This window comes from Microbacterium foliorum, assembly GCF_003367705.1.
Taxonomy (GTDB): domain Bacteria; phylum Actinomycetota; class Actinomycetes; order Actinomycetales; family Microbacteriaceae; genus Microbacterium; species Microbacterium foliorum.
The window spans coordinates 1,644,850-1,658,741 of the sequence record NZ_CP031425.1 but is presented as its reverse complement, the minus strand read 5'-3'; the positions used below and the strand labels follow the sequence as shown (position 1 = coordinate 1,658,741).

The window sequence follows — 13,892 nt, the reverse complement described above, 5'->3', positions numbered from 1 at the left end:
CGGCGCGACCATGACGCACCGCAGCTCAGAACAGGGTCGGCGCATCCGCGATGGCCCAGGATGCACGGTGGTGCGGAGACAGCCCGAGCACCCGGATCGCATCCCGGTGCTCCAGGCTCGCGTAGCCCTTGTTGCGATTCCACTGATAGGCGGGATGCCCGTCGTGGAGCTCCGCCATATACGTGTCGCGCGCCACTTTCGCGATCACCGACGCCGCCGACACCGAGGCGCAGTCGCGGTCCGCCTTGATCACAGGTCGCACAGTCAGCGGCGTGGGATGCACGGCCGAGAGATAGTCGTGGTTGCCGTCGAGCAGCACCAGCGCGCCGTCGGCGGCGACACCCTGGTCGAGCACGCTCTGCACGGCCCGGGAGGCGGCGAGTCCCAGTGCCCGCATGATGCCGACCTGGTCCACCTCCGCGGCGCTGGCCCATCCCACGCTCGATGCCTGCACCCAGGCGGTCGCCCTCGCGGCGACATCGGGTCGTCGCTTCTCGGTCACGAGCTTGGAATCCCGCAGGCCCTCCGGAACTCGGCGACGCGCACCTGCGGCGTCCATCACCGCCGCCCCCACCGCGACCGGGCCCGCGAGTGCACCTCGACCGACCTCGTCGAGGGAGATCACGATCTCGCACTCGCGCAGCAGGCGACGCTCGAGAGCCAGCGTGGGAGCCACCGCGCTCATTCCGGGTCCGGAACGCCGTTGAAGATGTCGTGGTGTCCGTCGATCGGGCCGAGGCGGTCGAACGGCCACGTGGTGAGGAACGCCTTGCCGACCACGTTGTCTATCGGCACGAATCCGCCTGACGGCAGGTCCTGATGCGCACGGGCATCCCGCGACCGGTCGCGATTGTCTCCGAGGAGCCAGAGGGAGCCCTCCGGGACGACGACGTCGAACGGCTCGTTGGAGGCGGCGGTGTCGCCGTCAGGCAGATTGAGATAGCTGAGCTCATCGATCGGCGCACCGTTGATCGTGATCTGACCGAGAGCGTTGCAGCATACGACATGGTCGCCGGGAAGACCGATGACGCGCTTGACGAGGTGGTCCTGGGAGTCGGTGGCCGAGATGCCGACGAGGGTGAGCACCCAGTCGACGGCCTCCATCAGCGGAGGCTGCGCGGGCGTCTGCGGCTGGCCGTCGAGCCATCCGCCCGGGTCCTTGAACACCACGACGTCGCCTCGCTCATAGGGCGCCCAGCGCGGGGTGAGCTCGTCGACGAGGATGCGGTCATCGACGATGAGCGTGCGCTCCATCGAGGCCGAGGGGATGTAGAACGATCGCACGACGAACGTCTTCACGACGAAGGACACGAGCGCGGCGATGACCACGATCACCAGTACGTCGCGCAGGAAGACGAGGAACCCGCGGCGTCGTCCGGTGGACGGCGTGGATGCGCTCGCGGAGTCGTTCGTCATCAGGTTCCTTCACTGTCTCGCACCGCTCGGAGACGGCAGTATCAAGGGTCGCACACCCCGGGGAGAACACAGCACCCCGGGACATCGTGTCCCGGGGTGCTGTGGAGAACCTGCGCGTCAGTTGAAGCGCTTCTCCTTGATCTTGGCCTTCTTGCCCCGCAGCTGGCGGAGGTAGTACAGCTTCGCGCGACGCACGTCACCGCGGGTGACGACCTCGATGTGGTCGATCACCGGGGAGTGCACCGGGAAGGTGCGCTCGACGCCCACCTGGAAGCTGATCTTGCGGACGGTGAAGGTCTCGCGAACGCCATCTCCCTGGCGGCCGATGACGACGCCCTTGAAGACCTGGATACGCGAGCGGGTGCCCTCGGTGATGTTCACGTGCACGTTGATCGTGTCACCGGGGTTGAAAACGGGAACGTCGGTACGCAGCGATGCTGCGTCGACGGCGTCGAGGATCTGCATGATCGTCTCTCTCTGCACTCGCCTCAGGTCGGATGCATGATGTAGGAAGGAATAAGAACGATGTGTGCTGAACGGCGCCTAAGCGTCCGCGGGCTCCCCTGGGGCAGAGCCGGTCACGGCACAAACATTCATTCTGCCACGGATGCCTCGCGCGACCAAAACGTCGCTGAGGCGTCGCCGAATCCTGCCGAGGCCGGGCTCAGGCCCGGTCGTCGCTCTCACGGACCACGATGACCTCGTGCGCGCGGGTCGCCGGCGCCGGTTCGTCGACACCGGGCACGGTCGACCAGGCGATCGTCTCTCGGAAGCGCGCCCCGTTGCCCTTCGCTTCGCTCCACAGCTGCCAGAGCTGCAGCCAGACCAGGCCGATGCCGACCACGACGGCCGCGGCGAGCAGCCAGCCGAATGCCCCGTCGATGAAGCACCCGACGGCGATGGTCAGTCCGTGCCAGACGGTGAAGCCCGCGACGTCCCACCAGGACACCGCGCGCTCGGCGCGCACCGAGGGACGCGATCGCGTGAGGAGGGTGAGGAAGAGCTGTCCGACGAAGACCGAGGGCACCGCGATGAACAACACCCAGAGGATCGCCCATCCGCCCTGGAACACGCCCCAGCCGATGAAGAGCCACAGTGGCAGCAGGAAGGCCGCGGGGATCAGCCACCGGAAGAACGCCTGACGCAACCTCATGTCTTCGATGCTACGACCCGTGAGGCGGTCCGCACTCGGTGTTCGCTGAGAGCAGGGCGGGATGCTCGCGCGGGCCCGTCTCGACGAATGCCGGAACCGCATGGATCAGAGAGAATGGAGGAGACGAGAGGACACCCCCCGATGATCGAACTGCGCACCCCTGCCGAGATCGACGAGATGCGCGCCGCGGGCCGCTTCGTGGCCGAGACGCTGGCCACCCTGCGTGAGGAGACGAAGGTCGGCACCAATCTGCTGTCGATCGACCGTCGTGCGCACGATCTGATCCGGAAGGCGGGAGCGGAGTCCTGCTACATCGACTACCACCCGTCCTTCGGAGCGAGCCCCTTCGGCAAGGTGATCTGCACCTCCATCAACGACGCCGTGCTGCACGGGCTCCCCCACGACTACGTGCTGCGCGACGGCGATCTGGTCTCCCTCGACTTCGCCGTCTCCGTCGACGGATGGGTCGCGGATTCGGCCGTGTCCTTCGTCGTCGGCACCCCGAGAGACGAGGATCTGCGGATCATCGAGACGACGGAGCGAGCGCTCGACGCCGCCATCGCCGCCGCCGTCGTGGGCAACCGGATCGGCGACATCTCGGCCGCCATCGCCGGGATCTCGCACGGCGAGGGCTACTCCATCAACACGGATTTCGGCGGCCACGGCGTCGGGCGCATCATGCACGGCGATCCGCACGTGCCGAACGACGGCCGCGCCGGCCGCGGATTCCCGCTTCGAGAGGGTCTCGTGTTCGCACTCGAGCCCTGGCTGCTCGAGACGACGGACGAACTCGTCACCGATCCCGACGGCTGGACGCTGCGCAGCGTCGACGGCTCACGCGGAGCGCACTCCGAGCACACGGTCGCAGTGACAGCCGATGGACCGATCGTCCTCACCGACCGTTCCTTCCTCGGCGTCGACTGAGACGGGCCCGCCTCTTTCAGAGGCTCCGGTAGAGATAGACGTCGGTGACGACCGGGAGGTCGAACTCGGCGCGTCCGCGCGTCTGCGGATCGCCGTCCAGCACGGCCTCGATCTGCGCCGACATCTCCGCCCTGGTCGCGGAGTCCGCCACCAGGAACGTGCTGACCGTCGACCAGCGCTTCACATACGCGTCGCGGCTGATCCTGTCCACCCATCGGATCTCCTCACGCCGGACGAGCTCGAATCCCGGAAGCTCCTCGCCGGCGCTGCTGGTCGTGTCATCCGACGCGGCCACGGCGGGGTGCGCGATCCGGTGCGCCGCTCTGTCCCAGGCGCACTCCGGATCCGAGCGGTTCCAGATGAGCCCGAGTGCTCCCCCGCTGACCAGCACCCTGGAGATCTCGGCGCAGGCCGGGTCGCGGTCGAACCAGTGGAAGGCCTGCGCGACGGTGACGAGATCGATCGATCCCGACTCCACCGGGATCTGCTCGGCGCTGCCGAGCATCGCCTCGACGTCAGGGAGCTTGGAACGCAGCACCGAGATCATCGCCTCGGAGGGCTCGACCGCGACGACGCTTTGCGCCCTGTCCACGAGCACCTCGGTGAACTTGCCGGTGCCGGCACCGAGATCGAGGGCGGCGCGGACGGGTCTCGGACAGAGCACGTCGACCGCCGCAGGGGGAAACCCGGGACGATAGCGGTCGTACTCCGTCCCGATCGACTCGAACGACTTCGCCAGAACCTCATCAGCCATGGTGCGACGCTATCAGCGCGAGGAAACGGCCTCTCTAGGACGGGTCGTCGGGCAGCAGGTCGGGCCGTCGCCGACGGGTCCGCTCGATCTGCTGATCTCTACGCCAGGAGGCGATCACGCCGTGGTTGCCGCTGAGCAGGACGTCGGGAACGCTCCGGTCCCGCCAGATCGCGGGCTTCGTGTAAGACGGGTACTCGAGCAGGCCGTCCTCGTGGGACTCCTCCACCAGGCTCTCGGGGTTGCCCACGACGCCGGGGATGAGCCGACCGATGGCCTCGATCATCGCCATGGTGGCGACCTCGCCCCCGTTGAGCACGTAGTCGCCGAGGCTGACCAGGCGCACCTCGCCCCGGGACGCGGCGTACTCGAACACCCGTTCGTCGATGCCCTCGTAGCGGCCGCAGCCGAAGATGAGGTGATCACGGGTGCTCAGATCGCGGGCGGTCGCCTGCGTGAACACCTCGCCCGCGGGTGAGGGGAAGATGATCGTCGGCACGGACGTCCCGACGGATTCCGAGGACGCCGTCAGCTCGTCGATCGCCAGTCCCCACGGCTCGGGCTTCATCACCATGCCCGCACCACCGCCGTACGGGGTGTCGTCGACGGTGCGATGGCGGTCCGAGGTCCAGTCCCGCAGGTCGCGCACGCGCAGGTCGATGATGCCGGCGCTCTGCGCCCGGCCCAGCAGCGAGAGAGTCAGACCGTCGAAGTACGACGGGAAGATCGAGAGGACGTCGATGCGCACGGAGGAACCGTACCCGCGGTCACTCGGATGCGTCGGAGCCCTCGGGCTCCCCCGCATCCGCGGTGTCGGGAAGCTCTTCGAAGAGCCCGGGAGGGGGCGTGACGATGACCCGCCCTGCCGCGACATCGACGGTGGGGACGATCGCCTTGACGAACGGGACGAGGACCTCGGCCTCGCCGGCACGGACGATCAGCAGATCCTGTGCCGGGAAGTGCTCGACGCGAGCGACCTTGCCGATCACCACGTCGTCACGGACCACGTCGAGCCCGACGAGCTCGTGGTCGAACCAGGCGTCGTCCTCGACCTCGTCGACGTCCTGGTCGATCCAGAGGATGGCCCGGACGAGCGTCTCGGCACCCTCGCGGTCGTCGACGTCGTTCAGGAAGACGACAGGATTGCCGTTCATCACGCGGTACTCGCGGACGGTGACGGTCTTGCCGTGCCACGGAGATGCCTCGGGCACCTGCAACGTGAACTCCGCACCCGGCGTGAAGCGTCGCTCCGGGTTGTCGGTGTACAACTCCAGCTTGAGTGCGCCCTTGAGGCCGTGGGCCTTGACGAGACGCCCGACGCGCAGCTGGTTCTTGCCCTGGTTGCGATCCTTCGCAACCACGTCAGTCGTCCGCGACATCGACGCGGACGCGACGCCCATCGGCCAATGCCGAGATGAGCGTACGCAGTGCCTTCGCGGTGCGGCCGCCGCGCCCGATCACGCGCCCACGGTCATCGGGGTGCACACGCACCTCGAGGATGTCGCCTCGCGGCGATGTGGAGGCGTTGATACGGACATCCTCAGGGTGATCGACGATCCCCTTGACGATGTGTTCGAGCGCGGCGGCGAGCACGACGGATTACTCTGCGTCGGCGGCGGGAGCCTCAGCGGCCTCCGCGTCGGCCTTGGCGGGAGCCTCCGCAGCGGGAGCCTCCTTCTTCTCGGCCTTGGGCTTGACGACGGACTTCTTGGACGCGTCGATCTCGAACGGAACCTTGGGCTCCTTGACCTTCAGCGTGGACTTGGCGTCCTTGTCGCCCTTGAACTTGCCCCAGTCGCCCGTGATCTTGAGCAGAGCGGCGACCTGCTCGGTCGGCTGCGCGCCGACGGAGAGCCAGTACTGTGCACGCTCGGAGTCGATCTCGATGAACGAGGGCTCCTCGGTGGGGTGGTACTTGCCGATCTCCTCGATGACGCGACCATCGCGCTTGGTCTTCGAGTCGGCGACGACGATGCGGTAGTAAGGCGCGCGGATCTTGCCCAGGCGCTTGAGACGAATCTTGACAGCCACGATTCTCCTGAATTGTGTGGAAGGTGACGAACCGATCGCCTGGAGCGTGGGGTGCACACCCGGCGGAAGCTCAAATAGGAGGACGAGCGCTGGATAGAGGGTCGAGCACGTCGTCCGACCTTCTATTCTGCCAGATTCCCGGCGCAGGAGCGAAACGCGGCGACACGGCGGGTGTCGTGTCGCCGACGACGCGTGTCAGACTGTGGTCGTGAAGCTCGAATTCGCGCCATCGGCGCGGTCCACCGTCGGCCTGGAGTGGGAGATCATGCTCGCCGATCCGGTGAGCGGCGATCTCGTCGGGCGCGCACCGGAGCTCCTCTCGGCCCTCGAGGCGGAGAGCGCCGACGAGCGCCACACGGTGACCGGCGAGCTTCTCACCAACACGATCGAGGTGACCAGCGGGATCGGCGATTCCGTAGCCCATGCGGTCGACGACATCGCCAACGCGATCGCCGCGGTCCGATCCGCGACGGATCCCGCCGGGATCGAACTGCTCTCCGCGGGGAGCCACCCGTTCGCCCAGTGGTTCGACCAGGGCGTCACCGACAAGACGCGGTATCACACGCTGATAGAGCGGACCCAGTGGTGGGGCCGCAACATGATGATCTGGGGCATCCACGTGCACATCGGCGTGGAGGATCAGCGCAAGGTCATCCCGATCATCAACGCCCTCGCCGCGTACCTGCCGCATCTTCAGGCGCTGTCGGCCTCCAGCCCGTTCTGGGCCGGCGAACGCACGGGCTACGCCTCGAACCGCGCGCTCGTCTTCCAACAGCTCCCGACGGCAGGTCTGCCCTGGCCGCTGCAGGACTGGTCGGACTACGAGTCGTACCTCGACGACATGGTGCGCACCGGAGTGATGGCCGATGCCACAGAGGTCCGGTGGGACATCCGTCCGGCGCCGCGGTGGGGCACGATCGAGGTGCGCGCGTGCGACGGCCTCTCCTCACTGCCCGAGCTGGCAGCGGTCGCGGCTCTCGTGCAGGTTCTCGTGGAGCATCTCTCGCGTCAGCTCGACGAGGGTCGCACCCTTGCGCAGATGCCGGCGTGGTTCCACCGCGAGAACAAATGGCGGGCGGCACGCTACGGACTCGACGCGCGCGTCATCCTGGATGCCGACGGCACGCAGCGACCGGTGCGGGAGCATCTCGATGAGATCCTCGAGGAACTGGCCCCGGTGGCAGTCGAGCTGGGCTGCGTCCGGGAGTTCGGCAGCATCGGCACGATCCTGAACGACGGCGCCAGCTACGAACGCCAGCTGACCATCGCGAACGCGACTGGCGGGGATCTCCGTGCGGTGGTGCAGCACCTGATCAGAGAATTCCGCACCGGCCCCGAGGCGTCGACGCAGGAGCCGTAGCACCCGATCCTCGGGAGTCCTCAGTCGTCGAGGAGCCGGCGCGCGAGCCCCTCGTCGAGGACGACGTCGGTGACGAGCTCGGCCGCGATCGCCGCACGCAGGCTGACGAGCTTGGGCACACCCGAGACCACGCAGACCCGTCGTGGCACGCGACGGAGCCTGTCGAGGCCGGGGCCCGTCGCCCGCGCATTGACACGGATGTCCCGCCACGACCCGTCGGCACGGAAGAACACGGTGGCGACGTCGCCGATCGCGTGGTCCTCGCGCAGACTGCGGTAGTCGTCCCGGCTGAGGTAGCCGCCGACGTACACCCGGCTCGGCACTTCGGCCGCAGGTGAACCGAGGCTGAACACGGCGATGTCCATCTTGGACTGCAGATCGAGAACGCGTCGTGTGCTGCGTTCGCGCCACATGGCCTCCCGGGTCGACGGGTCGTCGAAGAACGCCGGCACCGGGAACTGCTGCACCTGCGCTCCGAAGGCGCTGCCGAATCTCTGCAGGATGTCGCTGGAGTACTCCACGCCGCTGGTCTGCGTGTTGCCCGCGCCGTTCAGCTGCACGAACGTGGTGTTGTGGGTCTCCTTCTGGGTGAGGCCCCGACTGACCGCGCTGATCGTGGATCCCCAGGCCACACCGACGATCATGTTGGAGTCCACGAACTGCGAGAGCAGGCGTCCCGCCGTCAGGGCGACCCGGTCGAGCCGCTCGACCTCGCTGACGATCTCCGGGATCGGCACGACGTGCGCGACCACGTGATAGCGGTCCTTGATGTGCTGCTCCAGCATCCCGAGCCGTTCCAGCGGGGAATTGATGCGGATGTCGACGAGTCCGCTCTCCCGTGCGAAGCTCAGCAGTCTCGACACCGAGGAGCGCGACGTCTTCAACTCCTTGGCGATGACCTCCATCGTCTTGTCCTGCATGTAATAGAGCTGCGCGGCGGTGAGCGCGGCGACCAGCTTCGCATCGCGGAATCCCGCGTCGGGTTGGCTCATGACGACCTCCTCCCCTCGATACTTGCACATATGTGCATCAGGCTTGCGCGCAACGGTCGCATGGGTCGAAGCTGGGGGCAAGCAGAGAGAAGGGTCGAAGATGATCGAGTCGACACACTCATCACCGGAACGCGCCGAAGTCCGCGCGGTCCGTGAATCCGGACGCACGACCGTCCTTGTCATCGGAGCCGGCATCAACGGCATCTCCACATTCCGAGATCTCGCCCTTCAGGGCGTCGACGTCGTGCTCGTCGAGCGCGGTGACTTCGCCTCGGGTGCGTCCGCCGCATCGAGCCACATGATCCACGGCGGCATCCGCTACCTCGAGAACGGCGAGTTCCGACTCGTTCGCGAATCGGTCGAGGAGCGCAACGGTCTGCTCAAGATCGCTCCGCACTACGTCAAGCCGCTGCAGACCACGATCCCGATCTACTCCACGTTCTCGGGCATCCTCTCGGCGCCGTTGCGCTTCCTGACCCACAAGAGCGGGAAGCCCCAGGAGCGCGGTGCGTTCCTCATCAAGATCGGTCTCACGATCTACGACACGTTCTCGCGAGACGGCGGCACCGTGCCGCGTCACCGGTTCCTCGGACGCAAGAAGTCGCTCGCCGAACTCCCCGCGATCGACCCGAACATCAAGTACACCGCGACCTACTACGACGCCTCGATGCACGATCCCGAGCGCCTGGCCCTGGACGTCCTCCAGGACGGACTCGCCGCGCACCCGGGAGCGCGCGCATTGAACTACGTCGAGGCGATCTCGCGCGACGGCGCGAACATCGTGCTTCGCGACCGCGAGAGCGGCACCGAGTTCCCGATCACCGCCGACGTCGTGGTCAACGCGTCGGGTCCGTGGACCGACCTCACCAACGACGCGCTCGGCACCGACACCCGCTTCATGGGCGGCACCAAGGGGTCGCACATCGTGCTGGATCACCCCGAGCTGCTCGAGGCGACCCGCGGTCGGGAGATCTTCTTCGAGCACTCCGACGGCCGCATCGTGCTCATCTACCCGCTCAAGGGCCGCGTGCTCGTCGGGACCACCGACATCGACGCGGACCCGCGCGAGGTCCCGGTGTGCACCGAAGAGGAGATCGACTACTTCTTCGACCTCATCCACCACGTGTTCCCCGAGATCGATGTGACGCGCGAGCAGATCGTCTTCAACTTCTCCGGCATCCGCCCGCTTCCTCGTCACGAGGACACGGCACCCGGGTTCGTGTCCCGCGACTACCGCATCGAGGTCGACGAGAAGGGCGCCGCCCCGCTCGTCAGCCTGGTCGGAGGAAAGTGGACGACGTTCCGCGCGCTCGGCGAGTCCCTGTCGGACGTGGTCCTCGGACTCCTCGGACGCACGCGCACCGTGTCGACGGTGGGCCGTGCGATCGGTGGCGGCCGGGACTTCCCTCGCACGGAGAAGGCACGTCGGATCTGGATCCAGGAGAACCTCCCCGGTGCCGGAGACCGTGCCGAGCGTCTGCTCGCCCGGTACGGCACGCGAGCGGCCCAGGTCTGGGCCCACATCGAGCAGGGCGAGGACGCGCCCCTCGCCGGCGGCGACCTGTCCACCCGCGAGCTCGCCTGGATGGTCGAGAACGAGATGGTCGCGCGACTGCAGGACGTCATTCTGCGCCGCACCAGCATCGCCTTCACCGGCAACGCCGACGCGGATGTGCTCGAGGAGCTTGCAGACGCGCTCGCTTCTCTGCTCGACTGGGACCGTGCACGGCACGACGCCGAACTCGAGCAGACGCGACTGCTCCTGAACGAACGACATGGACTCCAGATCTCGTCTCGCGCGCGCGGGTGACGAGAGATCCGAACGCCGCCCTCCACGCGGTGTAACTCCCAACAAGTACCGGGGCTATGGGGCCCCGGTACTCAAGAAAGGTCAATGAAGACATGACTGATGTGAATCTCGGTCTCTACTTCCTGTCGGAGTTCGTCGGCACAGCGATGCTGATCCTCCTGGGTTGTGGTGTGGTCGCGAACGTCGCCCTGGCGAAGAACAAGGGCTTCGGCGGCGGCTTCCTGATGGTCAACTGGGGATGGGGCCTCGCGGTCTTCGTCGGTGTCCTCGCCTCCGCGTACTCCGGTGCGATCCTGAACCCCGCCGTCGGCATCGGACTGCTCATCGGCGGGAAGATCGACTTCTCGCAGTTCGCCGTCGCCACCGGCGCCGAGCTCCTCGGTGCCATCGTCGGTGCGATCCTCACCTGGCTCGCCTACAAGCAGCACTTCGACGAGGAGCCCGACGCGGCCAACAAGCTCGGCGTCTTCTCGACCGGCCCGGCGATCCGGTCCTACGGATGGAATCTCGTCACAGAGATCATCGGCACCTTCGTGCTCGTCTTCGCGGTCTTCGCGTTCGCCGACTACGGCGTCGCAGACATCGGTACCCCCGGAGGCCTCGGACCGCTCAGCGCACTGCCCGTCGCCCTCGTCGTGGTGGCCATCGGCGCATCGCTCGGTGGACCGACCGGGTACGCGATCAACCCCGCACGTGACCTCGGTCCTCGTATCGCGCACGCCATCCTGCCGATCAAGGGCAAGGGCTCGAGCGACTGGTCCTACTCGTGGGTTCCGGTCGTGGGCCCGCTGATCGGTGGAGCTCTCGCCGCTCTCGCCGCCCCGGTCCTGCTGAACCTCGCCTGATCCGAACCTGACTTCAAAGGAGAACACCATGGCTGACTACATCCTCGCCATCGACCAGGGAACCACATCGAGCCGCGCGATCATCTTCGACAAGAAGGGCAGCATCATCGCGACGGGCCAGAAGGAGCACGAGCAGATCCTGCCCAAGGCCGGGTGGGTCGAGCACGATGCCTCCGAGATCTGGCGCAACGTGCAGGAGGTCATCGGTCTGGCATTGAGCCGCGCCGACCTGACCCGTCATGACATCGCCGCGGTCGGAATCACCAACCAGCGCGAGACCGCAGTCGTCTGGGACAAGACCACCGGCAAGCCCGCCTACAACGCCATCGTCTGGCAGGACACCCGTACGCAGGCGATCGTCGACCGCCTCGCGGCGGACGGCGGCGTCGAGCGCTTCAAGCCCATCGTCGGCCTTCCGCTCGCGACCTACTTCTCGGGCACGAAGATCGCGTGGATCCTCGAGAACGTCGACGGGGCCCGCGAGAAGGCGGAGGCCGGTGACCTGATCTTCGGCACCACCGACAGCTGGGTGCTCTGGAACCTCACGGGCGGCGTCGACGGCGGCGTGCACGTCACGGACGTCACGAACGCCTCGCGCACGATGTTCATGGATCTCGAGACGCTCGAGTGGCGTGACGACATCCTCGAGGCCTTCGGCGTCCCGCGCTCGATGATGCCGGAGATCCGCTCCTCCTCCGAGGTCTACGGCGCCGCAGAGGACTCCTCGCTGCTGCGGGAGACCCCGATCGCAGGCATCCTCGGCGACCAGCAGGCCGCCACCTTCGGCCAGGCCGCGTTCCAGCAGGGCGAGAGCAAGAACACCTACGGCACCGGTTGCTTCCTGATCTTCAACACGGGCGAGGAGATCGTCCACTCGAAGAACGGCCTGCTGACCACCGTCGGCTACAAGCTCGGCGACCAGCCCACGCACTACGCGCTCGAGGGCTCGATCGCCGTCACCGGGTCGCTGATCCAGTGGCTGCGCGATCAGCTGGGGATCATCTCCTCTGCCCCCGAGGTCGAGGAGCTGGCCGAGAAGGTCGAGGACAACGGCGGCGTGTACATCGTGCCGGCCTTCTCCGGCCTGTTCGCCCCGTACTGGCGCCCGGACGCGCGCGGCGCGATCGTCGGTCTCACCCGCTACGCGAACAAGAACCACATCGCGCGCGCCGCTCTGGAGGCCGTGGCCTTCCAGACCCGCGACGTGCTCGACGCGGTGAACGCGGATGCGGGCGTGGATCTCACCGAGCTCAAGGTCGACGGCGGCATGGTCGCGAACGATGCGCTCATGCAGTTCCAGGCGGACGTCCTCGGCGTGCCGGTGGTCCGTCCCGTGGTCGCAGAGACCACCGCCCTCGGCGCGGCATACGCGGCCGGGCTCGCGGTCGGCTTCTGGAACGGTCTCGACGACCTCTCCGCGAACTGGCAGGAGGACCGCCGGTGGGAGCCGTCGCTCGACGAGGCCGAGCGCGATCGCCAGCTGCGCCTGTGGCGCAAGGCCGTCGACAAGTCGATGGACTGGGTCGACGAAGACGTGAAGTGACCTCAGTGTCGTGAGGGAGCGGGCTCGGAGGATTCCTCCGGGCCCGCTTCGTCGTCCGGGCCCGCTTCGTCGTCGGGGCCCGCTTCGTCGTCAGGGGTCGCCGCGTCTCTCCCGACCGGGGCGAGCCCCTCGATCGCGCGGAGCAGAGCGGATGTGACACCGCGTGGCGAGCGGGCGTCCCACGCCGCGTACTCGATCCGCTCCGGCCCGTCGGACACCGCGACGGCGACCACGCCGGAGGCGGCGGAGGCGACCGCCCCCGGCGCCAGCAGCGTCACGGCGACCCCGGCGCTCACGAGTCCGAGCATGAGCGCGGCAGAGTCCGCCTCGAAGGCCACGTCACGCGCGATGCCCGCCGCAGCGAATGCGGCGTCGCTCTGCGCGCGCCCCGACGTGCCGGACGGGAAGTCCGCGAAGGTCTCGTCCGCGAGGTCGGCCAGGCGCACGCGCCGGCGCCCAGCCAGGCGATGTGCTCGCGGCACCGCTGCCACGAGCCGCTCCCGCGAGAGCTCACGCACCGCGACGCCGCGAGGCTCCACGCCTGGCCGCAGGCCGAGCAGTGCGGCATCGAGCTCGCCCCGGCGCAGCGCGTCGACGAGCGCGTCGCTGTTCCCGACGGTGAGCTCGACCCTGGCGTCCGGATGGGCGGAGCGGAATCGCGCGATGAGCGCGGGCACGTCGAGCGCGGTGACCGTGGGGATGATGCCCAGACGGAGCGTGCCCACGACCCGTCCTCCTGCCGAGCTCGCCGCATCCCTGGCGTTCTCTGCCGCGGCGACTGCGGTGCGCGCGTGCTCGAGGAAGGCCTCCCCCGCCTCGGTGACGCGGACGCTGCGACTCGATCGGACGAACAGACGCTCTCCGAGCTCGCGCTCGAGTGCTGCCACCTGATGGCTGAGAGCGGATTGCGTCACGAAGCATCGCTCCGCCGCGCGGGTGAAGCTCGACGTCGCGGCGACCTCGATGACGTACCTCAGCTGCTGCAGTTCCATGTATCCATGATCTATCCTCATGTCTTCGGTGACAAGCATGCATTGGACTCATTCGAAGGTGCATCCCACGATGGA

At 67.6% G+C, this 13,892-nt stretch carries 16 protein-coding genes; 5 read left to right on the top strand and 11 right to left on the bottom strand.

Annotated elements, in window-relative coordinates:
- Positions 1-25: 25 nt before the first annotated feature.
- The 4 genes from rnhB to DXT68_RS07615 all read right to left on the bottom strand — a co-directional run bounded on the left by rnhB (position 26) and on the right by DXT68_RS07615 (position 2,569).
- A complete protein-coding gene (gene rnhB, locus DXT68_RS07630) occupies positions 26-685 on the bottom strand; it encodes a ribonuclease HII (RefSeq protein ID WP_045255220.1) in 660 nt (219 codons plus the stop codon).
- Positions 682-1,416, bottom strand: coding sequence for a signal peptidase I (lepB, locus tag DXT68_RS07625; protein ID WP_045255221.1), 735 nt, complete (start codon positions 1,414-1,416; stop codon positions 682-684). The genes rnhB and lepB overlap by 4 nt, the downstream gene beginning before the upstream one ends.
- A gap of 117 nt (positions 1,417-1,533) precedes the next feature.
- Entirely contained in the window at positions 1,534-1,881 is a 348-nt protein-coding gene (gene rplS / locus DXT68_RS07620) for a 50S ribosomal protein L19 (RefSeq protein ID WP_045255641.1), read from the bottom strand.
- A 199-nt stretch (positions 1,882-2,080) separates the two neighbouring features.
- Positions 2,081-2,569, bottom strand: coding sequence for a hypothetical protein (locus DXT68_RS07615; protein WP_045255222.1), 489 nt, complete (start codon positions 2,567-2,569; stop codon positions 2,081-2,083).
- A gap of 141 nt (positions 2,570-2,710) precedes the next feature.
- Between DXT68_RS07615 and map the strand changes: the two genes are divergently transcribed.
- Positions 2,711-3,493 carry a type I methionyl aminopeptidase gene (gene map, locus DXT68_RS07610; protein WP_045255223.1) on the top strand — a complete coding sequence of 261 codons (783 nt, stop codon included), beginning with the start codon at positions 2,711-2,713 and terminating at the stop codon, positions 3,491-3,493.
- A 16-nt stretch (positions 3,494-3,509) separates the two neighbouring features.
- On the opposite strand, the gene DXT68_RS07605 is transcribed toward map, so the two are convergent.
- The 5 genes from DXT68_RS07605 to rpsP are packed head-to-tail and all read right to left on the bottom strand — an operon-like array spanning position 3,510 to position 6,275.
- Positions 3,510-4,247 carry a class I SAM-dependent methyltransferase gene (locus DXT68_RS07605; RefSeq protein WP_045255224.1) on the bottom strand — a complete coding sequence of 246 codons (738 nt, stop codon included), beginning with the start codon at positions 4,245-4,247 and terminating at the stop codon, positions 3,510-3,512.
- A 34-nt stretch (positions 4,248-4,281) separates the two neighbouring features.
- Positions 4,282-4,992 carry a tRNA (guanosine(37)-N1)-methyltransferase TrmD gene (gene trmD, locus DXT68_RS07600; protein ID WP_045255225.1) on the bottom strand — a complete coding sequence of 237 codons (711 nt, stop codon included), beginning with the start codon at positions 4,990-4,992 and terminating at the stop codon, positions 4,282-4,284.
- A gap of 19 nt (positions 4,993-5,011) precedes the next feature.
- The gene (gene rimM, locus DXT68_RS07595) at positions 5,012-5,623 is read right to left on the bottom strand and encodes a ribosome maturation factor RimM (protein ID WP_045255642.1); all 612 of its coding nucleotides are present in this window, start codon (positions 5,621-5,623) and stop codon (positions 5,012-5,014) included.
- Entirely contained in the window at positions 5,607-5,837 is a 231-nt protein-coding gene (locus tag DXT68_RS07590; protein ID WP_045255226.1) for an RNA-binding protein, read from the bottom strand. The genes rimM and DXT68_RS07590 overlap by 17 nt, the downstream gene beginning before the upstream one ends.
- A 6-nt stretch (positions 5,838-5,843) precedes the next feature.
- A complete protein-coding gene (rpsP, locus tag DXT68_RS07585; RefSeq protein ID WP_045255227.1) occupies positions 5,844-6,275 on the bottom strand; it encodes a 30S ribosomal protein S16 in 432 nt (143 codons plus the stop codon).
- A gap of 208 nt (positions 6,276-6,483) precedes the next feature.
- Between rpsP and DXT68_RS07580 the strand changes: the two genes are divergently transcribed.
- A complete protein-coding gene (locus tag DXT68_RS07580; RefSeq protein WP_045255643.1) occupies positions 6,484-7,635 on the top strand; it encodes a glutamate--cysteine ligase in 1,152 nt (383 codons plus the stop codon).
- 20 nt (positions 7,636-7,655) lie between these two features.
- On the opposite strand, the gene DXT68_RS07575 is transcribed toward DXT68_RS07580, so the two are convergent.
- Positions 7,656-8,627 (bottom strand): sugar-binding transcriptional regulator, encoded by a 972-nt coding sequence (locus DXT68_RS07575; protein WP_045255228.1) that lies wholly within the window; start codon positions 8,625-8,627, stop codon positions 7,656-7,658.
- Between the two features lie 100 nt (positions 8,628-8,727).
- Between DXT68_RS07575 and DXT68_RS07570 the strand changes: the two genes are divergently transcribed.
- The 3 genes from DXT68_RS07570 (at position 8,728) to glpK (ending at position 12,825) form a co-directional block, all read left to right on the top strand.
- Positions 8,728-10,437: a glycerol-3-phosphate dehydrogenase/oxidase gene (locus tag DXT68_RS07570; protein ID WP_045255229.1), complete on the top strand. Its 1,710-nt coding sequence runs from the start codon at positions 8,728-8,730 to the stop codon at positions 10,435-10,437.
- A 92-nt stretch (positions 10,438-10,529) separates the two neighbouring features.
- Complete coding sequence (locus DXT68_RS07565) at positions 10,530-11,282, top strand: MIP/aquaporin family protein (RefSeq protein ID WP_045255230.1); 753 nt, start codon at positions 10,530-10,532, stop codon at positions 11,280-11,282.
- A gap of 28 nt (positions 11,283-11,310) precedes the next feature.
- On the top strand, positions 11,311-12,825 hold the full coding sequence (gene glpK, locus DXT68_RS07560; RefSeq protein ID WP_045255231.1) for a glycerol kinase GlpK: 1,515 nt from the start codon (positions 11,311-11,313) through the stop codon (positions 12,823-12,825).
- A 2-nt stretch (positions 12,826-12,827) separates the two neighbouring features.
- Here glpK and DXT68_RS07555 read toward each other — a convergent pair whose 3' ends face one another.
- The gene (locus DXT68_RS07555; RefSeq protein WP_082069033.1) at positions 12,828-13,817 is read right to left on the bottom strand and encodes a LysR family transcriptional regulator; all 990 of its coding nucleotides are present in this window, start codon (positions 13,815-13,817) and stop codon (positions 12,828-12,830) included.
- Positions 13,818-13,892 lie beyond the last annotated feature (75 nt).

Excerpts from the sequence above, each read along its gene's own strand:
- rnhB (WP_045255220.1), bottom strand. The coding sequence starts at position 685 with ATGAGCGCGGTGGCTCCCACGCTGGCTCTCGAGCGTCGCCTGCTGCGC.
- lepB (WP_045255221.1), bottom strand. The coding sequence starts at position 1,416 with ATGACGAACGACTCCGCGAGCGCATCCACGCCGTCCACCGGACGACGC.
- rplS (WP_045255641.1), bottom strand. The coding sequence starts at position 1,881 with ATGCAGATCCTCGACGCCGTCGACGCAGCATCGCTGCGTACCGACGTT.
- DXT68_RS07615 (WP_045255222.1), bottom strand. The coding sequence starts at position 2,569 with ATGAGGTTGCGTCAGGCGTTCTTCCGGTGGCTGATCCCCGCGGCCTTC.
- map (WP_045255223.1), top strand. The coding sequence starts at position 2,711 with ATGATCGAACTGCGCACCCCTGCCGAGATCGACGAGATGCGCGCCGCG.
- DXT68_RS07605 (WP_045255224.1), bottom strand. The coding sequence starts at position 4,247 with ATGGCTGATGAGGTTCTGGCGAAGTCGTTCGAGTCGATCGGGACGGAG.
- rimM (WP_045255642.1), bottom strand. The coding sequence starts at position 5,623 with ATGTCGCGGACGACTGACGTGGTTGCGAAGGATCGCAACCAGGGCAAG.
- DXT68_RS07575 (WP_045255228.1), bottom strand. The coding sequence starts at position 8,627 with ATGAGCCAACCCGACGCGGGATTCCGCGATGCGAAGCTGGTCGCCGCG.
- DXT68_RS07570 (WP_045255229.1), top strand. The coding sequence starts at position 8,728 with ATGATCGAGTCGACACACTCATCACCGGAACGCGCCGAAGTCCGCGCG.
- DXT68_RS07565 (WP_045255230.1), top strand. The coding sequence starts at position 10,530 with ATGACTGATGTGAATCTCGGTCTCTACTTCCTGTCGGAGTTCGTCGGC.
- glpK (WP_045255231.1), top strand. The coding sequence starts at position 11,311 with ATGGCTGACTACATCCTCGCCATCGACCAGGGAACCACATCGAGCCGC.
- DXT68_RS07555 (WP_082069033.1), bottom strand. The coding sequence starts at position 13,817 with ATGGAACTGCAGCAGCTGAGGTACGTCATCGAGGTCGCCGCGACGTCG.